Below are 22,218 nucleotides of genomic sequence, written 5' to 3'. Positions count from 1 at the left end.
TTGTTCGTCTTCTCGTATCAGCTGCCCTTATACCGTTAAGGCGTTCGGCTGCGGCCGGTAAACAGGGAGATGATAAAGAGAACCAGGAAAATGAAGAACAGCACCTTGGCAATCGTAGCCGCCGCAGATACGATTCCGAAGAATCCGAAGATTCCGGCGACGATCGCAATAATTAAGAAGATAATCGACCATTTCAACATCTTGCTCACCTTTCTTTCCTGTAGAGTTTGGGCGATAAATGACTGGACATACGCCGATAAACCAGCGGGTCCCGTTCACCCTCGTAGTCATACTTAACCGGGCCCAAGGGGAATGAAACAAGCCCTGACTTTGGTAAAAAACGGCGCTGTTTCGTCATTTGGGCGATAGGGTAACTAACGCTTAAGCGAGCCTTACAGGAAGCATGGAAGGCATCTTGAAGAGACAAGAAAGAGAGGTTATGCACATGATTATGTCGCTCAGTGTCGCGTTAATCGCGGTCGCTTTTGCGGTCCTGGTCGTTTATCTCATTAAAACGCTGCTGGCCGCGAAAAGTTCGCTCGAGAAGACGACGCAAACTCTGCAGGAGGTTCAGCAGACGATCGACGAACTCAGCTATGAGATCAAGCAAATCGTCCGGCACGCCAACGATATTACGGCGGATGTCGAGCATAAGATGAAACAGATTGATCCGGTCATGAATTCGGTGAAAAATTTGGGTGAAGTGCTCAGCGAGTTAACCCTGGCTGCGAAACAGGCTTCCACCACCTTGATTCACAAGTTCAAGCAGCCTAAGCACCAGGTAGAGTCCCGTCCGCGGCACATGCTTGCCTCCGCGTCGACGCCGGAAGAGCGCACGATTGAGTCTTATTCGGCTGTATATGAAACGGGAGCAAAGGCCAAGCCTGCGGCTAACGTGGTGAAGTGGATCGATACCGCCGCGACGGTCTGGCAGAGACTGCGCCGGTAGGACCTATGGCTCAGGCTGGATCCATTGACAACAGAAAGGATGAGAATCATGTTGAAAATGATTACGCTGCTGCTTGGAATACTGTCACCCTTGTCCTTCGTGTCCGCTGCCCAGCCTGACCCGGGCCATACGGCGAATGCCCAGGCTGTCCGGCAGACCGTCCAGCAAACCCCTGATCGCTTTACCGTGTTTGATACGATGAACGGGGTTTCCCTGAACGATACCAAGCAGGAGGTCCTCGCCCACAAGGGCAAGCCGCTGAAAGTGACGCCCGATCCGTTCACCGGCTGCTCGGCTTCCGTCTACCAGGACGCGGCCGTCGTGCTCTGCGACGGCATCGTGGACTACGTTCATGTGGGAGCGGCTGCAGGGAAGATGCAAATCAACGGTTCCTGGATCCCTTTGAGCAAATACCGGGTTGCTGATGCTTTAGGGCAGCCGCAGTTCCGTGCGGAGGATGGCGACGTCTACCTTCGCGGACACCATGCCGTCAAGGTTTACACGGATCCGGAAACGGGAAGGCTCGCGGGAGTCGACTTTTTTGACCAAGCGAGTGAATAACCTGCCGTTTCCTGGAATCGGCGTTTCAACTACACCCGCATAGGTTAATTAGAACATGTACGGGATCAACAAAGAATAGGAGAGTGAGAACGATGAATTCATCAACCAATACCAAATCATTTGCGAAAGTTGTGGAAAACGGCGTCCAAGCGGTGGAAGAAGTCAATCAGCTGCGCAGCGCGGGTTATGTGTACGATGATATTTTCGTACTGGCCCATGACGGCGACCGGACCGATCGGATTGCGGACACGGCAGGGGCAAGTGAGGTTGGCATTAAAGAAGAAGGCATGTTTGATGCTCTTGCTAATCTGTTCCGTTCACGCGGAGACGAGCTCCGGGCCAAAATCACGTCGCTGGGCTTCACAGAGGCTGAGGCTCAATTTTATGAAAAGGAACTGGATCTGGGCAAGGTGCTGGTAGTTGCCAAAAAGGCATGAGACCGGTATTTCCCGCATACAGATGCATGTCAAAAACATAGATAAGGAATGGGATAACGCTTCCCATTCCTTATCTATGTTTTTGGAACAAGTGGGATATCATACCCCAAGTTCCAACGACTGATAGACCTTAGATGCTGAAATATTCACACGGTATGGTATATAGTATATAAATAGAGATTTCAACAATTTCATAGGATCGTAAGGAGAGGGTTATGAGAATATTAATTGTTGATGACAATCCGACTAACGTCATAATCATCCGGGAGATTTTAAAGAAAGAAAACTACCGGGATATCGATAAAGCCTCATCGGCAAGAGAAATGTTTGAAATCTTGGGGGCTGACGGCTATGCCAAAGAGGGTCAGCCGAAAGCGTCCGATTTTGACTTGATTTTGCTCGATATGATGATGCCTGAAATGGATGGGATCGAGGCCTGTCAGGTGATCCAGAAAAACGAACATCTCAAGGATATTCCGATCATCATGGTCACGGCGGTGGGAGATTCCAAAAAGTTAGCCGAGGCGCTGGATGCCGGAGCGGTCGACTATGTGACCAAACCGATCAACAAAGTGGAGCTGATGGCCCGGATCCGCCTGGCACTCCGTCTAAAACATGAGAAGGACTGGCATAAGGAGCGTGATCAGCGGATTCAGGAGGAGCTGAGATTGGCTGCGCTTGTTCAGAACGCGGTGCTGAGTCCCGCTATTGAGGACGAGCTGTTTGAGGTCCACGCCATTTATCAGCCTTCCGCTGAGCTTGCCGGTGATCTGTATGCCTGGTATTCCCTCGGCAACGGCCGTTACGGTGTCATTCTTTTGGATATGATGGGCCATGGCATCTCGTCGTCCCTGTTTACGATGTTCATCGCGTCGGTCCTGAAGGATACGGTAACCACCTATGTGGAGCCGGAGAAAGTGATCCAGGAGCTGAACCGCCGGTTCAACCAGCTTCACATCGAAAATCAGCTTGTCCAATATTATTTTACGGCGATTTATTTAGTTGTTGATACCTCGATGAAACGGATTGACTACGTCAACGCCGGGCATCCCCCGGCTTTATTTTTCCAACAGAACGGAGACATGCTGCTGCTTGACCAGGCATGCTGTCCGGTCGGCCTATTCGATAAGATGGACATCGATCCGCAGACCTTGTCTTACGAAGGGGAAGGCCATATTGCGCTGTACACCGACGGCTTGCTGGAACTTGTCCAAGGCGATCATGACGAACAGATCGACTTTTTGGTCAGCCACCTGAAGCATTCGCATGAATGGAATGAAGAGAAGATGTACCAGGCATTTTTTGAAGACCACGGAACCCAGGAGCGGGAAGACGATAAATGTCTCGTCTGGATTTCGTTAAAAGAGGGAGCGAATGAAGAATGAAACTGAAGACTAAGCTGGTGATCGGCTTCGGTTCGCTCATGCTCATTTTGATTGCTTTGACGGTGGTCGGCTACGACCGCATGAATTATATGAACAAGCAAATGGATCGTATCTATGAGGACCGGTATTTGAAAGTGCGGTATTCCACCGGGGTCCGGAGCGAAGTGAACGATATGTCCAGGTTCGTTATGAGCATGATGCTGAATCACAACGTGGCGACAGATAACAGCACTTCCGAGATTAACGATATGATCGCCAAGGGCGAACAAAGTTTGCAGAAGCTGAATGCAACCACCACCTCTCCTGAGGAAAAACAAATGCTGAACCGCGTTCAGAAGGCGTGGTCGGATTACAAGGAATATATCAACAAGCAGTCCGCCCTGTTATCCAAAGGGATGATGGACGATGCCAACACCTACCGAAATGCAAGTGGAACCCCGATCCAGCAGGAAGCGATAGACAGCATCAATGCGCTGTCCGAATATCAGGATCTGCTGGTCGATCAGCAGATCAGTAATGCCAAAGCGGCCTACAACCGGTCCGTTCAAATCACGACCTCCATTATGATTGCCGGTCTGCTGCTTGGACTTGCCGTTATTCTGTGGGTCATCTCCACCATCACGAGGGGACTCGGCGTCGTGAACATGATGATCAACAGCTTTGCCAAAGGCCGGATCCAGGCCATCCGCCGGATTAAGGTGACCTCAAGAGATGAAATCGGCCAGGTGGCCCATGTGTTCAAGGAGATCGCCGAAGACCTGGAAGAGAAGCAGGAGCTGGAGCAGAACTACCTCCAGGCCCAGAAGGACCAGAACTGGCTTAATTCCAATGCGAGCCGGGTTACCGAGCTTCTTCGCGGCATCAATTCCAGTAAGCAGGTGTCCCAAATGTTCATCAGCGAGTTTACGCCGATCATCGGGGCGGCCTATGGGGCTATATATATTCAGGACGATGATAAAAATCCGAATATGCTGTCTCTTGGCGGAACATACGCCGGCCAAGGAGAACGCTCGCCGAGAGGCGGAGTTGAAATCGGAGAAGGGCTGGTCGGGCAGAGCGCTTTGGACCGCAAACCGATTATCACCGAGCTGCCGGAAGACTACCTGTCAGTGGACTCGGCCTTTGGTTCGGCGAAGCCGGCTCATCTGCTGATCTATCCGGTCGTGTTTGAAGACGAGCTGCTCGGCGTCATTGAAATGGCGTCGTTCGAACCGTTCAGCGAGCTGGCCAGACAGCTCTTGTCCCAACTCACCGCGAGTCTGGGCGTCATTATTAATAACATTAACCGCCGCGTTCGCGTCGAGGAGCTTCTGCGTGAATCGCAGGCGCTGACCGAGGAGCTGCAGTGCCAATCCGAGGAGCTGCAGACCCAGCAGGAGGAGCTGCGCCGCTCCAACGAAAATCTGGAGGAGCAGACCGAAGCGCTCAAGCGCTCCGAGGATTTGCTGCAGCGCCAGCAGGAGGAACTCGAGCATTACAATACCGAGCTGATCGGCAAGACGCGCGCGCTGGAAGAGCAGATGCAGCAGCTTGAGGAGAAGAACATCGAGGTTGAAGATGCGAAGGCCAGACTGGAGCAGCAGGCGATGCAGCTGGCGGTGACCAGCAAATACAAGTCGGAGTTCCTGGCGAATATGTCCCACGAGCTACGCACGCCGCTCAACAGTTTGCTGATCCTGTCGCAGCTCCTGTCCGAGAATAAGGAAGGAAACCTGAGCGATAAGCAGAAGGAATACGCTCATACGATCTACATGTCGGGCGCCGATCTGCTCAAGATGATCGACGAAATTCTGGATTTGTCCAAGGTCGATGCCGGCAAAATGGAGATCAACTCCGAAACGGTGCCGATCGAGGAATGGCAGACCTTCGTCAACCAGAATTTCAAGCCGCTGGCCAATTCGAAGCAGGTTGCGCTCCACGTTCACGTGGACAACGATGTGCCGGATTCCGTCGTTACCGACGGATACCGGGTCAAGCAGATCCTGCGCAACCTGTTGTCCAATGCCTTTAAATTCACCAGCCAGGGTTCGGTCGTGTTCACGGTCCGGCGGGCGGATCCGGAAGCCCTGCCGTCTTATCTGGACCGGAACAAGGAATATATTGCGGCGGCCGTCAAGGATACGGGCATCGGCATACCGGAAGATAAGACCGACCTGATCTTTGAGGCGTTCCAGCAGGTGGACGGTACGACCAGCCGCAAGTATGGCGGTACCGGACTTGGTCTTTCAATCAGCCGTGAGCTGTCCCGCCTGCTTGGCGGGGGAATTGAAGTCGAATCGGTCGAAGGGCATGGCAGCTGCTTTACGCTGTATCTGCCGGTCACGGAGGAGAAGCCGGAGGAGTCTTCTTCCGCTCAGGATGAGGCTGCCGTTTCCAGCGAGCTGATGCTGCCCAAGCCGGCGCAGAGCATGGTGGATGAAGAGGAATCCGCCATCAACGCGGCGGAGCCTCTGGAAGACGACCGCGAGCGGATTGCCGATAAAGATAAGGTACTGCTCATCATTGAGGATGACATCAAATTTGCCCGTATTCTGATGGATATGGCGCGGGGGAGAGGCTTTAAGGCCCTCGTGGCGATGCAGGGCGATATCGGCCTCGATATGGCAAAGACTTACCTGCCGGATGCGATCATCCTGGACATCCAGCTTCCGGTCATGGACGGCTGGGCGATCCTGGGCGAGCTGAAAGGGGATTCGGCAACCCGCCATATCCCGGTTCACATCATTTCGGTATCGGATGAAGTGAAGCAAGGGCTGAAAATGGGGGCTATCGCCTACTTGAAGAAGCCTTCGACCAAAGCGTCCCTGGAGCATGCCTTCTCACATATTGAGTCGTATACCGAGCAGTCGCTGAAGCATCTCCTCATCGTTGAGGACGATGACATCCAGCGCCGTTCGATTATTGAGCTTATCGATCACGATGACGTGGCCATCACCGCTGTGTCCACTGGCAAGGAGGCGCTCAGCGAGCTGCGGAAGAAACGCTACGACAGCATGGTGCTCGATTTGATGCTGAGCGATATGACCGGCTTCGAGCTGCTGGATCAGATCCAGCAGGACGAGAACCTGGGCTACCTTCCGATCATTGTGTACACCGGCAAAGATCTCGACAGCAAGGAAGAAATGCGCCTGCGCCAATACACCGAGTCCATTATTATCAAGGACGTAAAATCGCCTGAGCGCCTTCTGGACGAAACTACCTTGTTCCTGCACCGGGTGGAAGCCAATCTGCCTGAGGACAAGCGTCAAATTTTGCAGAAGCTTCATAACAGGGAAGCGCTGTTTGAAGGGAAGAAAATCCTCCTCGTCGACGACGATATCCGGAACGTCTTTGCGCTATCGAGCGTTCTGGAGAATTATGGCATGGAGGTGACCTTCGCCGAGAACGGACGCGAGGCGATCGATATCCTGACCGGAGGCCAGCCGTTCGATTTGGTGCTGATGGATATGATGATGCCGGAGATGGACGGCTATGAGGCGATGCGGCAGATTCGCCAGATACCTCAGTTCCATAAGCTTCCGATTATTGCCTTGACCGCCAAGGCGATGAAAGAAGACCGCTCCAAGTGTATCGAGGCCGGCGCTTCCGATTACGTGAAGAAGCCGATCCAAACGGAACAGTTATTATCCCTGATGAGGGTTTGGTTGTATTCGTAAGGGCAATAACGGGGTAATAGGTAATAGCATTACATTTTCATCATTGAAGCAACGTAAGCAGGAGGAAAGAGAATGGATTTGGGGCATACAGATCAGGACATCCCCGTAAAGGATGAGACGGAACGGGAAGATATCGAGCTTGAGCTTCTTCTGGAAGGCATTCACCGTTTATATGGTTACGATTTCCGCAATTATGCGATTCCGTCGCTCCGGCGCCGGATATGGCATTTTATACGCGCGGAAAGTTTAAGCAATATTTCCCAGCTTCAGGAGAAGGTGCTGCATCACCGGCCCGTTTTTGAGCGGCTGGTTCATAATCTGTCGATTCCCGTCACAGAGATGTTTCGCGATCCGAACCTCTTTCTGACTTTTCGAAAAAAGATCGTCCCCCTGCTGAGAACCTATCCGTATATCCGCATCTGGCATGCAGGCTGCTCCACCGGAGAAGAGGTCTACTCCATGGCGATTCTGCTGCATGAAGAGGGACTTCTGGACAAGGCGAGGATTTACGCCACGGATATGAACGACCGTTCCCTGGAGCAGGCGAAGCAGGGGATCTTCGGGATTGAGAAAATGAAGCTGTATACGAAAAATTACATTGAGGCGGGCGGAACCCGTTCCTTTTCCGAGTATTATACCGCTAAGTATAACTCGGTGATTTTCCAGCCCTTTCTAAGCAAAAATATGATCTTTGCGGAGCATAATCTGGCAACGGACCGCTCCTTCAACGAGTTTAACGTTATATTTTGCCGTAATGTGATGATCTACTTTAACGACACGCTCCGGGATCATGTCCACGGCCTGTTTTATGAAAGCTTAAGCCGTTTCGGAATTCTGGTTCTTGGAGCAAAAGAGTCGATACAGTTTACGGAATACAGTGATTCTTACGAACCGCTGGATCGTGTGGAGAAAATCTACAGGAAGATTAACTAGAGAAGTGGGAGGATTCCATGGGGTCTCAAGAACCGATTCATATTCTGCTGGTTGATGACCGTCCGGAGAACTTACTCGCCCTTGAAGCAGTGCTGGAGAGTGAGCAATATAATCTTGTGAAGGCGACCTCCGGTGAGGAAGCGCTCCGGTGCCTGCTGAAGGATGAGTTTGCTGTGATCATACTGGATGTTCAAATGCCAGGTATGGACGGGATTGAAACAGCCAAATTGATCAAGGCAAGGGATAAAACGAAGGACATTCCGATCATCTTCATTTCAGCGAACAGTAAAGAAGCCGAGCATTTATTCGCAGGTTATTCAGCCGGTGCGATTGATTATATGGTGAAGCCGTTTATCCCGCAAATCCTGAAGTCCAAAATTGAAGGCTTTGTGGAAATGTACTTGACCAACAAAAAGCATAAAACCCAGTCCATGCTGCTGCAGCAAAAAACGCAGGAGCTGGAAAAAGCCAATCAGGAGCTCATTAAAGCCAAAGAGGCGGCTGAAATCGCGGCCAAGGCCAAAACCGAATTTTTGGCGATGATGAGCCATGAAATCCGCACGCCGATGAACGGCGTGATCGGTATGGTGGATCTGCTGATGGAAACCGAGCTTAAGGAAGAGCAACTGGAATATACGGAGATTATCCGCAAGAGCGCCGACGCACTGGTCACGGTGATCAACGACATCCTCGATTTTACCAAAATGGAATCCGGGAAAATGGAGATGGAGGAGCATCCGTTTGAGCTGCAAAACTGCATCAAGGAAGTATTCAGCCTCTTTTCTATGGAAGCAGGGAAAAAGGACCTGGAGCTGGTGTACTTTATCGATGAAGCCATCCCGCCTATCATTTACGGGGATATGGCCCGCCTGCGTCAGGTGCTGATCAATCTGATCTCCAATGCGGTGAAGTTTACGCATCAGGGCGGAGTTTATCTGATGGTGTCACTACGGGAAAGAGCCGAAGACGGCAGCCTCATGATCGAATTTGCGGTAAAGGATACGGGTATCGGCATTACGCCGGATAAGCAAAACCGTTTGTTCCAGCCGTTCTCCCAGCTGGATTCTTCGATGACCCGGAAATACGGGGGCACGGGGCTGGGACTGGCCATCTGCAAATCGCTCGTTGAAATGATGGGCGGCAGCATTAAGGTGGAATCGACCGAGGAGAAGGGCGCCACGTTTATCTTTACGATCCGGACGAGCGAGCCTGAATCGGATGACGGCATGATGGGCATGGGCGACGACCTGCTTGTTTCCCTGCCGTCTGCAAAAGACGAAGAACCGCTGATCCTCGTGGTAGACGACCATCCGGTCAACCAGAAGCTGATGGTGAGCATGCTGGGCAAGCTGGGATTGAGAGCAGAAGTGGCCGAGGACGGGCGGCAGGCGGTGGATAAAATCCGCGCCAATCCGGTGTACCGGCTGATCTTCATGGATTTGCAAATGCCGGTCATGGACGGTCTGGAGGCCACGGCCCTTATCCGCGAGATGCAGCCTCAGGGATACCGGCCGGTTATCATCGCCATGACCGCCAATGTGATGGAAGGCATCCGAAGCCGGTGCAGGGAAGCCGGGATGGACGATTATATCAGCAAGCCGGTCAATATGAAATCGGTGAAGGAGATTCTGATGAAGCATCCCGTGCCTGAACAAAGCAAAGGCTTGCAGACCTCCGATGCCAACTCCATGTGACGGGGTCCAAATATTGCCAGGCATAAGCTTGCGTACAAGCTGATTCAAACAGGGGAATTTAGGGTTAACTGTTCTTATACAAGAAAAACAAAAAATTCGGGAGAGAATGTCTATGAATACGAATAAGAGCGAAAAATTCAATGCAACGACAGAACGCCATGAAGGTTCCTGCACGGTCTACCTGAGCGGGGAACTGGATTTATCGGTGGCGCCCGACTTCAGGCTTGTCATGGAACCGCTTGTTGGGGATTCCGAGATCGATCTAGTGATTAACTTGAAGGATCTGAAATATATCGATAGCACAGGGATCGGCATTCTATTGTCCATATTGAAGGCTAGACATGGGATGGATGCCCGTTTTGTCGTGGAAGAGGTTCCTTCCCAAATCCAAAGGCTGTTTGACATGACGGGTATTGCGAAGTTTTTTGCCGCCAGTAGGAATTCCCAATAGGAAAGGATCGAAGACAGTATGAATGCTGAAGTTCAAAAAGTCGTGATAACATTACCGGCCAATGCTGATTTTGTAGATATCGTAAGATTGAACTTGTATGGAATCGCATCGAAGATGGGTTTTTCTTATGAGGACATTGAAGATATGAAGGTAGCCGTATCGGAAGCTTGTAACAACTCCGTTTTGTATGCTTATGGTCAGGAAGGCGGCATGGTGGAAGTAACGTTCGAAATCGGCAATGACCAATTGTCCATCAAGGTCAAGGACGACGGGGAGAGCTTTGACCGGATGAACCGTACCGAAAACACCGTGACATTGCATGACAAAGACCTTCATGATGTGGAAATCGGGGGACTCGGCTTCTACTTGATGGAGGCGCTCATGGACGATGTGATGGTAGATAATGAGGCCGGACGCGGCACCCAGGTGGTTATGACCAAACGGCTCATGAGAAGTGAGGAGAAAGTATGAATGATAAGGTGACTCCCCCCGAGTCCATGAGCGAGGCGGTCGGTCTGATCTGGGAATACCAGCAGACGAAAGACAACGATATCGCCACCGTGCTTATCCAAAAATATGAACCGATGGTCAAGATGGCCGCGGGTAAAATCGCCCGTAACCGCCCGGACCTCTATGAGGACTTGTACCAGGTCGGCCAGATGGCTCTGATCCGGCTGCTGCAGCAGTATGACATCAGCTTGGGCATTCCGTTTGAACCGTATGCCATGAAGAGTATGATAGGGCATATGAAAAACTTTTTGCGGGATAAGTCCTGGTATATCCAGGTTCCAAGAAGGATCAAAGAGAAGGGCGCACTCGTCCAGCAGGCTATTGATGAGTTAACCGTCAAGCTGGAGCGCTCGCCGGACGTCCGCGAAATCGCCGAATTCCTGGATCTGTCGGTGGAAGAAACGGTAGAGGTCCTGGCCGGACGCGAATGCTACCACTATGTTTCACTGGACTCTCCGCTGTCCCAGGAAGAAACGGGTGCAACGCTCGGTGAACTGATCAGTTCGGACGTCAACGACTATGATTCGGTGGAAAAACGGATGGACCTCCAGCAGGCGATGAGCCAGCTGAAGGAACAGGAACAGAAAGTGCTGCTGCTTGCCTTCCAGGATGGTGAATCCCAGCGCTCAATCGCCCAGAAGCTGGGGGTTTCCCAGATGAGCGTCTCGCGGATTCAGAAGCGTGCAACAGAAAAGCTGAAAGAAATCATGTCTAATTCATACCAATGACGGACAAGCTTATGTTATGTTTCGACTCAACCGGAAGTTCGTAAGGACACGCCAGTTCTCCCTTGAGAATATACGGCGTGTCCTTTTTGGTGAACAAAGATATGGATGGTGAGATAGAGGAGGCGGGGTCATATGGCGGCTGAGGTTTCAAGCAATATATTATCTTTTGCGGGTCACTGGACATGGCATGATCTGGTGGTGGAGGACTGGTCATCGGAAGACTTCAGGCAGCTGCAGGAAGCGTGCCCTTTGATCGAGGAATGGCTGGAAGTCATCCCGAACATCGCACAGAACTATATGTCCGTCCGGTTTCCCAACGGCGTGGATGCCGTCATGTTCGGCACGCTGCCCTACTCGGTCAAAGCGGAAGTGGAGGACAGCGCGCACGTGGACCGGGTTCACTTTTACGTCCAGCGCGACAAGCTGATTACGATCAACCTGGATCAGAATACCCGCGAAATCATGGCTACCGAAGAACGTACGGCCATGCTGCACCAATGCCACAGTGCGGTAGACGGCATGTTCGTGCTGGCCCGGACGATTCTGCACTATTTTCATCTCGGGCTGGATCATTTCGAAGCGAACCTCCGCAAGCTGGAGCATGCGATGGAGATGGATAACCAGCGGTATTTGATGGACAAAATCCTGAACTCGCGGTTTGCTTTGCTGTATTGGAGCAATCTGTTCACGCCGTTTCAGGAGCTGATCGCGGCTGCCAGAGAGGGGTATTTGGACAAGCTGGAGAACAGCCGGCCGTTCATGCAGCTCCTGCACCGGATCGAGCGGATGGACCGGGCGTTCCGCCATTACGAAGATGAGATTGATACACTGATATCCATCGATGATGCCATTTCGGCGTTCCGCGGCAACGAAATCATGAAGACGCTGACGATCCTGACGGCGATTTTTACTCCGGCCACCGTAGCAGGCGCGATCTGGGGGATGAACTTCGAGAACCTGCCGGGCATCAAGGTGCCATGGGGGTTCGTCGGGATCATGCTGATCACGTTCCTCAGCACCGCCATCATGTACCTTTGGATGCACCGGAAGGGATGGACTGGCGATTTGCTCAAGGTCAAATCCAAAAAATCGAAGATCTAGCATCCCGCCGAATATCAAAAACAGGACTCGAGTTAATCGGTTAATCCCGCACGACGGATAGATCCCCTGCAAGCAAACAAGTGCTGAGTTAGCGCACAGCCGTATGCTTGGAGGGGATTGTTCATTTAACGCCGTTACCAGCGGCCGATAACGACTACGATTGCCAGCACCAGAAACACGATATTGATGCCAATCTCTTTATATTCCTTCCGACTCACATGGAAAGCGGCGCCGAGCAGTACCGTCACGGCCAGGCCGAGTGCAGCGATCGGTGTTAATATTGGTGCGATCCCCGTGGCCAAAGGCAAAATCACCCCGAGAACCCCGGCCAATTCCACCATTCCGATCCCCCAAACGAGTGGTTTAGGTACGTCTCCAACCCACGGCCAGGCCGTTCGCGCTTGTTCCTGCTGAAACGCCTTCATCCAACCGGAATATAGGAATCCGGCTCCTAAGATTCCTTGCACAATCCAAAGTACAACGTTCATGTCTTCACTGCTCCTTATCCTGGCTCTGTTTCGTCTCTAACCATGGATATATAATAGGGAGTAAGGGTGGGATGATGGAAGTAGGCACTTTAAATAAACGTAGTATCGAAAAATATACCTTAAGCCAATCAAGGGATAGGAGGATGTGCGTGAATACTTATTGTAAGTTTGAAACGGCGCTGGATATCCTGATCGGGAAATGGAAGCCGGTGATTTTGCTCCGTCTGTTGAACCATGGAACGATGCGGTTCAGCGAGCTTCAGAAATCGATCCCGGACATCACGAAGAAAATGCTGACCCAACAGTTAAGGGAACTGGAGTATCACGATATCGTGCATCGTGAGGTCTATAAGGAGATCCCGCCAAGGGTCGAATATTCCATAACTGAATACGGTCAACGCATGACGCCATTGCTGCAGGCGATGAATGATTGGGGAGTCAATCACATTGCTCACCTGACGGAGCTTTATGGGGAAGAGCGGGCAGAGTGACGGGGCATATTCTGCATGCGGCATCGTTCAAGGGAGCATTTCATGTAACGTAAGCCGGCAGCCGCCGGCTTTTTTTGGTTTGGATTAAGTCAAGAATGATTTATCGAGAGAATGCTATACGATGGTAATCGAATAGAACGAAAACAGGAAGCGCCTAAAATGAAACAGCCTTAGTCCGGTGGAGCACCGTACTAAGGCTGCCTGGTTTATTCCTATAGCTGTCTACTTCGATGGGCGGAACACCAGTCCCGACCTTACGCTTGTCATTGCTTAAAGCTTCGTGTTCGCCGTGTTCGCGGCAACCGTCTCTCCGGGAAAGCACTCCATCTCGGTCAAATAGGTCACTTGGGGCTCCAGATCCTTCCTGCGGATCATTTCGATCATCCGGTTAACCGCCAGCTCGCGGCTCGCAGGAGCGACGTAAAAGGTGGTCAGCGGCGGCTTGCTCAGCTTCGCCAGCTCCGAGAAGCCGTAACCGACGAGGCTGACCTCGCCGGGAACCTGCACGCCATGCTCCTTCAGCCACTGCAGGGCACCGAACTGAATAACCGTATTGACGGAAAATACCGCCGTATAGCCGATATCGAGCACATTCATCCGGGCGCACAGCTCGTAGCCGTCTTCGCCGCTGCTGGCCTGGACCAGCGATTTGTCCAGTGGAATCCCGGCTTCCTCCAGCGCGCGGTAGTAGCCGTTCAGGTTTTTCTGATGAATGGGAATGTTCAAATTCCCGCTGAAGAAGGCGATCCGTTTGTGCCCGAACGACAGCAGATACTTCACGGCCTCGTAAGCCCCTTTTTCATGATCCATCACGATGCTGTTCGTGCCTTCACGGGGGATGCCCCCGTAGAAAAGATAGGGTACCTTGGCTTCGGTAATTAGGTCGATCGCTTTATCGTCCAGATCGCCTGTCACGAAGTAGCCCTCCGCCTCCTTGCTCAGGACCGCCTTGCGCATCTTTTCGAGCCCCTCGGCATCCGCCTGCACGTTCATAAACAGCAGCGAAAAATGGTGGCGGCTTGCCGCCTGCTCAATCGTCGCGAGGTCGTACATGTACCTGGGGTCGTCGGGGGCGCGTCCGTACAAAATAAAGCACAGCTTCGGCGTGACATCCGCCCCGTGGTATCCGAGTTCCCTGGCGGCCTGAAGGATCCTTTGGCGCGTCTTTTCCGAAATCGTGCTGCCCGGCGCGTTATTGAGAACGAGGGAAACCGCGGAGCGGGACACGCCGAGGTACTCGGCAATTTCTTTTTTTGTAACGGACATGCGTATTACACTCTCCTTGTAACCGTGGCGGCGAGACATGGGCTGCCTTGCGGGCTGTTCTTTGCTGTATTATAGCATAGGTCGATTTCCGTTGAAAAAAGTTGCCTATTCCTTCTTGTACCGTTCGTAAGCTTGGTTATAGATGTCCATGTATTCATCCAGCCCCATTTTTTTGAGCGTGGCCACGTAATTGTCCCATTCGGAGAACGGGGCATCCCCCGTCACGAATTTGGTCGTCATTTCTTCGACATAGGCGCTGATGTCGGTTTCAAGCGAGGTGAAGCGGGCCACTTCATCCTGGGTATAGGTGAATGGAGGCCATACCTCTTCCGGATAGTAAGGCTCGATTTTTTTCGCAGCCTCCAGGTTTGCCGGCGAGCTCTCGCCGCCCTTAAACGTTTTGGCTGTCAGCATCGCCGGATAATATCCGCCGGCCCAGGTGACGTACTTCTTCCCGAATTCTGGATCGGCCTTGTATTCGTCGGTGTAGTCCACAGAGCCGTCCGGTTTGACGACATAGCTTTTGTCCTTGATGCCCATGAAGAACATCGTGCTGCCTTCCTCACTGTAGAAGTAATCCGCCCACCGCATCGTCGCTTCCGGGTACTTGTTGCTGCTGGTGATGGCGAAGGCGCCGGCATCCACGAGCGGGGAGCGTGCCCGGGAGAACAGCCGCTCCCCACCCGGGCCGGTCAAGGCGTTTGCGCCCGTATAATCGTCTTTATGGTCGCCGAACGTATCAGCATTGGTGTACATAAAGGAGCCGTACAGGCCGTCCTTGCCTTTGGCGAGCACCTCATTGCCTTTGATCGTCAGAATTTCAGGAATGAACAGGTTCTCCTTATACAGCCGGTTCACATACTGCAAAAGCTCCTTGTACTTCGGATCCGCCGGAATAAATCTCAGCTTGCCGGTATCCGGGTCCATATCTACTCGGGGGTGGGTGTTCCCCCGGTTGCCGAGACCCCAAGAGCCCTTCAGCTGATCGAGCAGTCCTCCGACTCCGCTGGCTGCGTACGGAATTTCGTCGTTCTTGCCGTTACCGTTCGGGTCACCTGTCTTCACAGCCTTCAGATACTGATAGAACTCCTCAGTCGTGGTCGGTTCTTTCATTCCGAGTGCGCTAAGGAATTTTTTGTTGATCCACAGCTCCGAGCCGATGACGACGGATTTGAAATCGGGATCGTAGAAGGTGGGGAGGGAGTAGATGTTGCCGTCGGGCATCGTCAGTCCTTTCTTGATTTCCGGATGCTTTTCCATCAGCGCCTTAAAGTTAGGGGCGTATTGGTCAATCAGGTCGTTCAGCGGGATCAAGAGCCCCTGAGCACCGTAGTTGGCCAGATCGACGCTGGTAAACCTCGCCGTATGGAAGGCGTCGGGCAGATCCCCGCCCGCCAGCAGCAGGTTGCGTTTTTCGGTCAGGCTGTCCACAGGCGTAAGCTGCCAGTTGACGTTGACGTTCGTCTTTGCCGCATATTCCTTCCAAATCTCGACCTTGTTCCAGTCCGGGGGCGCGCTGGCCGCCTGCCCGGCAAAGAAGTTCAGCGTAATCGGCTGCTGCACGATAGGAAACCCGGTTGCACTAACGGATGATTTACCGCTGCTTTCACCGCCGGGCTTTTCCTCCGCCTGCCCGTTTCCAGAACCCCCGCTGCAGCCTGCGAGGATCCCGGTCACCATCAAAACCGTAGTCAGCAGCTGCGCGCCTTTTTTCCATTTCATACGGATAAGACCTCCCTGAACACATCAAATTTATCGACAAGAGCGGATTAGCCCTTTATCGCGCCGATCATAATGCCTTTGACGAAGTACTTTTGCAGGAACGGATACAGCAGAAAAATGGGAACATTAGCGACAACCACCATGGCGTATTTAATAATCTCGGCATCCAGAATCTGCTGGTCCTGGCCGATCATGGCCGCTCCGCCCTGAACCATGTTGTCGACTTCCCCCTTGACGAGGATCTCACGGAGAAACAGCTGAAGCGGAAACTTGCTGCGCTCGGACAGATAAATGAGGGCATTGAAATAAGAGTTCCAGTGTCCAACGCTGTAAAAGAGCACCATGACCGCAAGAATGGGCATCGACAGCGGAAGCACGATCCGCCACAGCGTCTGCAGATTGCCGCAGCCGTCGATCGCCGCCGCTTCCTGAAGCTCCGGCGGGATGCTCATTTGAAAGAAGGTGCGCATGATGATGATGTTATAGACCGACACGGCACCCGGAAGAATGAGCGCCCAGATGGTGTTGATCATATGAAGGCTTTTGATGAGCAGGTATGTAGGGATCAGGCCGCCGCTGAAGAACATGGTGAACACGAGGATGGCGGTAATGACACCGCGCCCTGCAAAGTCCTTCCGGGATAGCGGGTAGGCCGCGGCGGTCGTCATGAACAGGTTGATGGCCGTCCCGACCACGGTGTAGAGAATCGTATTGCGGTAGCCGATCAGCACTTCTTCGTTGTGGAAGATTTTGTTGTACCCGGTAAACGTCAAGTCGACGGGAAACAGCCACATTCGGCCCTCGATCACGGCGGAAGGCTCACTGACCGATGCGCTCAGCACATAAATGAGCGGATAAAGCACAAGAACCAGAATGACAGCCAAGGCGGCGTAAATCAATGCCCCCGAAATGCGGTCGCCGATCGTTGGATGATCCACGGGAATCCCTCCTCACCAAAGGCTGGTTTCGTTCAGCCTGCGCGCGGCGGCGTTGACGATCACCAGCAGAATAAAGTTCACCACCGAATTGAATAATCCGACTGCGGCCGAGAAGCTGTATTGGGAACCGAGAATGCCGCTTTGATAGACATAGGTGGCAATGACGTCGGAGCTTTCTTTATTCAGACTGTTTTGCATCAAATAGACCTTCTCGAAGCCAACCCCCATCAGGCTGCCGAGGTTCAGGATCAGCAGGATCACGACGGTTGGCATGATTCCGGGGAGGTTAATGTGCCAAATCCGGCGCAGGCGGCTGGCTCCGTCAATGATAGCGGCTTCATGAAGGCCCGGATCAATGCCGGCGAGCGCAGCCAGATAGATGATGGATCCCCAGCCTGCAGACTGCCAGACGCCCGAGAGTACATACACCGTCTTGAACCATTCGGGTTCAGTCAGGAAGGAGATCGGCTCGCCGCCGAACCAGGTTATGAGATGATTGACGACGCCCTTTTGCGGCGACAGAAACATCAGGACCATGCCGACCAGAACGACCATGGACAGGAAATGCGGCGCATAGGTGACGGTTTGGACAAATTTGCGGAAAGAGCGGTGACGGACTTCGTGAATCATCAGCGCGAGGAGAAGAGGGGCCGGAAAACCGACGGCCAGCTCATACAAGCTGATGCCCAGCGTATTGCGGATGAGGCGCCAGAAGTAATAACTGTCGAAGAAGCGCTGGAAGTGGTCGAGTCCGGTCCATGGACTGCCCCAAATGCCTTTGACGGCGACAAAATTCTTGAAGGCAATCTGTAGGCCGAACATCGGATAGTAGTGGAAGACGAGCACATACACCAAGACGGGAAGGATGAGCAGATATAAATCCCAGTATTTCCTGAACACTCTCATAGCGGCGCCTCCAAACAAATTTAATAACGCGTTATAAAAATGAGCCTGTTTTTAATTCCACATTTTTAGGGCACGGGACTTAAAAGTCAAGCGTTTTTTTGAAATTTAACATAGAAATTACAGTCTGAATAAGGAGTTTCAAAAGGATTGACCCCAGGTATTTATCATGTTATATTCTACCTGCCATAATTAGGAAAAATAACGTTCGTTACTTTTTGTGTTCAGAGGTATTGCGGAGAAAAACATAGACAGGAGGTGAATTTGTAAAAATTACTGCGATCGAAACCAACTGGAGTTTACATAACACGTTATGAATGTTTGTAGGTTGCGGGACCATGTTGTCCGGTTGACTCGGAGATGATAGGCCCCAAGGAAGGATCATCATTATGGCTTAAGGAGGCTGTTTGGATGAAAAGGAAAGGGATGATGGCGGTGTCCGCTTCCATGCTGCTGGCCGGGATGCAGCTGGGTACAGGCTGGTGGAGCCCGGCGGCTGCGCGGGCAGAAAGCTCTCCGTCGTTTGCGGTGTACGTTCCGACGAACATGGATAAAATTCTCCGGGACGATCCGGTGCCGCAGCAGGCGGCGCCTATACTTCAGATGGCGGCGGCGCGTAACGAATACGAAGGCGGACAGGTGATCGTTCACGCCGGGGATCAAGCTCTCAGCCGCCTTCAGGTCAGCATCAGCGAGCTGAAGCAGGAGGGGGGCAGCGCCAAGATCGGCAAGGATCAGATCGAGCTGTTCACAGAGCATTACATACAAGTCACGAAGCCGACGACCGGCGCGTATCCTGCCGGCTGGTACCCTGATGCGCTTGTCCCTCTGAACGGGACGCTGCAGGTCGAAGCCGGACGAAATCAGGGGATATACGTTAAAGTGCATGTGCCGAAAGGGCTGCCCGCCGGAAACTACACGGGGGAGATCATGCTGCACGAGACGGGAAACCCGGTACGGATACCGATCTCGTTTACGGTATGGGACTTCGAGCTGACCGATGAAAGCCATGCGGAAACAGCGTTTACCCTATGGGGGGACCAGGTTGCCGCCGCGCACGGAGGAGTCGAAGGGGAAGCTTATTGGAGCCTGCTGGATAAGTATTACTGGGCATCGGTCGAGGAGAGGCTGACCCCGAGCTACCTCCCGGTGCCGACCGGCGATGTGGAGGAATTCGTCCGGAGAGCCGAGCCTTATATTAAGAATCCCAAGGTATCCGCTTACCGGCTGCCGGTGTATACCAAAACCGACGGGTCGATAGATGTACCGAAAATCCAAGCCTTGGTCGACCTGCTCCGCTCCAAGGGGCTGCTGGACAAAGCCTACTTCTACCCGAGCATGGTGGATGAACCGGGACCGGCGAGGTATCCTCAGGTCGTCAGCATCGCCGAGCAGCTGAGGGAGGCGGCACCGGACGTGCGCAGCTTTAACACGACGCAGCCGGTCGATGAGCTGACGGGCAGCGTTCATTCGTGGGTGGCGCTCGTCAATAAATACGACGAGAGCTTCGCGCATCAGCTTCAGGCAAGCGGGGATCATGTATGGTGGTATACGAGCGTCGTGCCGAAGGATCCGTTCCCGACCTACCATACCGACGACGATCTGCTGGGCAGCCGGCTGCTGTCCTGGGAGCAGAAGGATTATGGCGTGGAAGGGACGCTGTACTGGTCGACGACCATTTTTCAGAAATGGAACGGCCAGAAGTACGTCCCCCGGGACGTATGGACCGATCCGATCGCCTTCCCTGGAGCGAATGGCGACGGTTATTTGTTCTATCCCGGTTATGATCTGGGCATCGACGGACCGGTACCGACGCTGCGGCTGGAGAATCTCCGCGAAGGCGCGGAGGATTACGAATATTTGTGGCGGCTGGAGCAGCTTGTGAAGCAATCGGCTGCATCCTTGGGCCTGGGAGACGAATTCGCTGCGCATGACGTGCTTCAGCCGTTCTTCGACGAGCTGTACACGAATATGCGGGATTATCCGGAGGAGCCGGAACGTCTGCTGGAAGTACGCAAAGAGGTGGCGGGCCTCATTGCGCAGCTCGCAGATGATCCCCAAGGCGTCCCGCTGGTCACGGTCCGCAAGCCGGACGAATCGAGCCGGACGTTCTCCGTTTATACGGCTAAGGGAGCGCAAGTGCAGATTGACGGAGAGCCCCTGGAGGCATCCGATACCGGTGCAGGCTACGACAAATTTGAGCGGACTTTAACGCTTGAGCCGGGGATGCACGAGGTAGAGATAGCGGTAACGAAGAATGGAGAGACGAAGACTTCCGTACGCAAACTGCAGGTAGCTGAGAGTTATCCGTACGCGGCTCCGCTGAACGAGGCGGATTCGGAAGCCGATGTGTCCCGCTGGACCAAGACAGGCGTAACGCTTCACCTGACAGATGCCTTCTCGACCAGCGGCGGTCAAGGGCTGCAGGCCGATTTTTCCTCGGGCGTAAAGTTCCCGAACATCCGCCTGTTTGGCGCGGGTACCGGGTTTGCGACCGCCGACTGGTCTTCCTATGGCGCGCTGCAGTTTGACGTCCGGAATCCGAATCCTGACCGGACCGCGGTCTTCTATGTCAAATTTCATCAGACGAACGGCAGCTCGGATGATACACACTTCGTCTCGGTGCCGGCGGGACAGACACGGACGATCACCGTGCCGCTGCGGGAAGTGCAGCTGGATTTGACGCAGATGAAAGGCATCGAGCTGTGGATGTTCCAGCTGGAGCAGCCGTTTAGGCTGTACTTTGACAGCTTCCGGCTCACCTCGAAAACTCCAGGTGGCACGATGGTTCCTGGTTCGGAACAGGGAGCTGGATGATGCGGCTCGGCGTGATCGGCTACGGGTTTCGGATCAGCTTGATGATCCGCGAAATGGAAGCGTTCGTCCCTGGACTGCAAGTTGCCGCTGTGACCGACGTTGATCCGGATCGGGTGAGGCACCGAATGGGACCGCTTGCTGCAGCCAAGTGGGACCCGCGGTTTTACGCGAAGGCTGACGACATGCTGGAGAGGGAAGCACTGGATGCCGTTCTGATCGGCACCCGCTGCAGCCTGCATGCGGAAATGGCAGTCAAGGTGCTCGCCCGGGGCATTCCGCTTTTTCTTGAAAAGCCCGTGGCCACCCAAATGGCCGACTGGACCAGGCTCCACGAGGCTGCCCGCCAATCCGCGTCGCCGGTCGTCGTCTCGTTCCCGCTCCGGATGTCGGGGATCGTTCAGCTGGTGAAGGAAATCGTCGATTCTGGCAAAATCGGCACGGTGGAGCATGTTCAGGCGGTGAACAACGTCCCCTACGGCGGGGTCTATTTCCACGACTGGTACCGTGACGAGCAGGAGACGGGCGGTTTGTTCCTGCAGAAGGCTACACATGATTTTGACTATATTCACCATATCATCGGCGGGACTCCTGTCCGGATCGGGGCCATGACCTCTAAGAGGGTATTCCGGGGCGACAAGCCGGCCGGTCTGCGCTGCTCCGCGTGCAAGGAGGCGGACTGTGCCGAAAGAGTAACTGCCGATGATTCCGGCTTCGGGATTCAGGATTACTGCTGTTTCGCCAGGGACACGGGCAACGAGGATTCGGGAAGCGCCATGCTCATGTACGACAGCGGTATGCACGTGAGCTATTCGCAGAACTTCTTCGCCCGCCGGGGTGCGGCAAGGCGCGGCGCCCGGCTGCTGGGCTACAAAGGGACGCTCGAGTTTGATTTTTATACGCAAACGGTTCGGGTCGATCTGCATCATACGCCACAAGTCGAGACATACCAGCTTGAGGCGAATGGCCGCCATTTTGGCGGGGACGCCGCGCTGGCTGGCCACTTCGTCGAAAGGTTAGCAGGCAAGGCTGCGGCAGGCCCGGATCTCGAAGGCGGTCTGCGGAGCGCCCTAATCTGCCTGAAGGCGAGGGAGTCGGCTGAGACGAGCGCCTTTCTGGAGATCGAACCGGTCACCCTCGCGATGGACGGAGAACCGGCACCTTCATAACGCCAAAACGGATGGCCCGGGA

20 protein-coding genes are annotated in these 22,218 nt (G+C 53.5%); 14 read left to right on the top strand and 6 right to left on the bottom strand.

The annotated features are described in order from the left end of the window. Window positions 1–35 precede the first annotated feature (35 nt). Window positions 36–200, bottom strand: a complete 165-nt coding sequence (locus KI379_RS32165; protein WP_076176112.1) for a DUF1328 domain-containing protein — start codon at window positions 198–200, stop codon at window positions 36–38. A gap of 245 nt (window positions 201–445) precedes the next feature. Between KI379_RS32165 and KI379_RS32160 the strand changes: the two genes are divergently transcribed. From KI379_RS32160 to KI379_RS32110, 11 genes are all read left to right on the top strand, one after another. After that, entirely contained in the window at window positions 446–949 is a 504-nt protein-coding gene (locus tag KI379_RS32160) for a DUF948 domain-containing protein (protein ID WP_145029836.1), read from the top strand. 48 nt (window positions 950–997) lie between these two features. Further along, the gene (locus KI379_RS32155) at window positions 998–1,510 is read left to right on the top strand and encodes a hypothetical protein (RefSeq protein WP_212986089.1); all 513 of its coding nucleotides are present in this window, start codon (window positions 998–1,000) and stop codon (window positions 1,508–1,510) included. 92 nt (window positions 1,511–1,602) lie between these two features. After that, a complete protein-coding gene (locus KI379_RS32150) occupies window positions 1,603–1,947 on the top strand; it encodes a general stress protein (protein WP_076176109.1) in 345 nt (114 codons plus the stop codon). A 215-nt stretch (window positions 1,948–2,162) separates the two neighbouring features. Then, window positions 2,163–3,332 carry a PP2C family protein-serine/threonine phosphatase gene (locus KI379_RS32145; protein WP_212986088.1) on the top strand — a complete coding sequence of 390 codons (1,170 nt, stop codon included), beginning with the start codon at window positions 2,163–2,165 and terminating at the stop codon, window positions 3,330–3,332. Then, the gene (locus tag KI379_RS32140) at window positions 3,329–6,988 is read left to right on the top strand and encodes a response regulator (RefSeq protein ID WP_212986087.1); all 3,660 of its coding nucleotides are present in this window, start codon (window positions 3,329–3,331) and stop codon (window positions 6,986–6,988) included. Before KI379_RS32145 ends, KI379_RS32140 begins: the two co-directional genes overlap by 4 nt. A gap of 72 nt (window positions 6,989–7,060) precedes the next feature. After that, window positions 7,061–7,921: a CheR family methyltransferase gene (locus tag KI379_RS32135; protein ID WP_076176101.1), complete on the top strand. Its 861-nt coding sequence runs from the start codon at window positions 7,061–7,063 to the stop codon at window positions 7,919–7,921. A 17-nt stretch (window positions 7,922–7,938) separates the two neighbouring features. Continuing rightward, window positions 7,939–9,615, top strand: a complete 1,677-nt coding sequence (locus KI379_RS32130) for a response regulator (protein ID WP_212986086.1) — start codon at window positions 7,939–7,941, stop codon at window positions 9,613–9,615. A 112-nt stretch (window positions 9,616–9,727) separates the two neighbouring features. After that, complete coding sequence (locus KI379_RS32125) at window positions 9,728–10,066, top strand: STAS domain-containing protein (protein WP_212986085.1); 339 nt, start codon at window positions 9,728–9,730, stop codon at window positions 10,064–10,066. An 18-nt stretch (window positions 10,067–10,084) separates the two neighbouring features. Then, window positions 10,085–10,537 (top strand): anti-sigma B factor RsbW, encoded by a 453-nt coding sequence (gene rsbW / locus KI379_RS32120; RefSeq protein ID WP_076176092.1) that lies wholly within the window; start codon window positions 10,085–10,087, stop codon window positions 10,535–10,537. Beyond that, entirely contained in the window at window positions 10,534–11,304 is a 771-nt protein-coding gene (locus KI379_RS32115) for a sigma-70 family RNA polymerase sigma factor (protein ID WP_076176089.1), read from the top strand. Before rsbW ends, KI379_RS32115 begins: the two co-directional genes overlap by 4 nt. Before the next feature lie 132 nt (window positions 11,305–11,436). Then, window positions 11,437–12,405: a magnesium transporter CorA family protein gene (locus tag KI379_RS32110; RefSeq protein ID WP_212986084.1), complete on the top strand. Its 969-nt coding sequence runs from the start codon at window positions 11,437–11,439 to the stop codon at window positions 12,403–12,405. A gap of 134 nt (window positions 12,406–12,539) precedes the next feature. Here KI379_RS32110 and KI379_RS32105 read toward each other — a convergent pair whose 3' ends face one another. Next, window positions 12,540–12,893, bottom strand: coding sequence for a DoxX family protein (locus KI379_RS32105; RefSeq protein WP_212986083.1), 354 nt, complete (start codon window positions 12,891–12,893; stop codon window positions 12,540–12,542). Window positions 12,894–13,042: 149 nt separating this feature from the next. On the opposite strand from KI379_RS32105, the gene KI379_RS32100 reads away from it, so the two are divergent. Then, complete coding sequence (locus KI379_RS32100; RefSeq protein WP_244879523.1) at window positions 13,043–13,384, top strand: winged helix-turn-helix transcriptional regulator; 342 nt, start codon at window positions 13,043–13,045, stop codon at window positions 13,382–13,384. A gap of 270 nt (window positions 13,385–13,654) precedes the next feature. Here KI379_RS32100 and KI379_RS32095 read toward each other — a convergent pair whose 3' ends face one another. The 4 genes from KI379_RS32095 to KI379_RS32080 form a co-directional block, all read right to left on the bottom strand. Next, a complete protein-coding gene (locus KI379_RS32095) occupies window positions 13,655–14,650 on the bottom strand; it encodes a LacI family DNA-binding transcriptional regulator (protein ID WP_212986081.1) in 996 nt (331 codons plus the stop codon). Between the two features lie 105 nt (window positions 14,651–14,755). Further along, the gene (locus tag KI379_RS32090) at window positions 14,756–16,372 is read right to left on the bottom strand and encodes an extracellular solute-binding protein (protein WP_089549855.1); all 1,617 of its coding nucleotides are present in this window, start codon (window positions 16,370–16,372) and stop codon (window positions 14,756–14,758) included. A gap of 47 nt (window positions 16,373–16,419) precedes the next feature. After that, window positions 16,420–17,310 (bottom strand): carbohydrate ABC transporter permease, encoded by an 891-nt coding sequence (locus KI379_RS32085; RefSeq protein ID WP_089549856.1) that lies wholly within the window; start codon window positions 17,308–17,310, stop codon window positions 16,420–16,422. Between the two features lie 12 nt (window positions 17,311–17,322). Then, window positions 17,323–18,216 (bottom strand): ABC transporter permease, encoded by an 894-nt coding sequence (locus KI379_RS32080; RefSeq protein ID WP_089549857.1) that lies wholly within the window; start codon window positions 18,214–18,216, stop codon window positions 17,323–17,325. Between the two features lie 408 nt (window positions 18,217–18,624). Here KI379_RS32080 and KI379_RS32075 point away from each other — a divergent pair, with 408 nt between their 5' ends. Beyond that, window positions 18,625–21,030, top strand: a complete 2,406-nt coding sequence (locus KI379_RS32075) for a DUF4091 domain-containing protein (RefSeq protein WP_212986080.1) — start codon at window positions 18,625–18,627, stop codon at window positions 21,028–21,030. Then, window positions 21,027–22,196 (top strand): Gfo/Idh/MocA family protein, encoded by a 1,170-nt coding sequence (locus tag KI379_RS32070; protein ID WP_244879522.1) that lies wholly within the window; start codon window positions 21,027–21,029, stop codon window positions 22,194–22,196. The genes KI379_RS32075 and KI379_RS32070 overlap by 4 nt, the downstream gene beginning before the upstream one ends. Window positions 22,197–22,218: the final 22 nt, after the last annotated feature.

This window comes from Paenibacillus cineris (assembly GCF_018333335.1).
GTDB classification, from domain to species: Bacteria; Bacillota; Bacilli; order Paenibacillales; family Paenibacillaceae; genus Paenibacillus_AQ; species Paenibacillus_AQ favisporus.
This window is presented reverse-complemented; position numbering and strand designations above follow the sequence as displayed.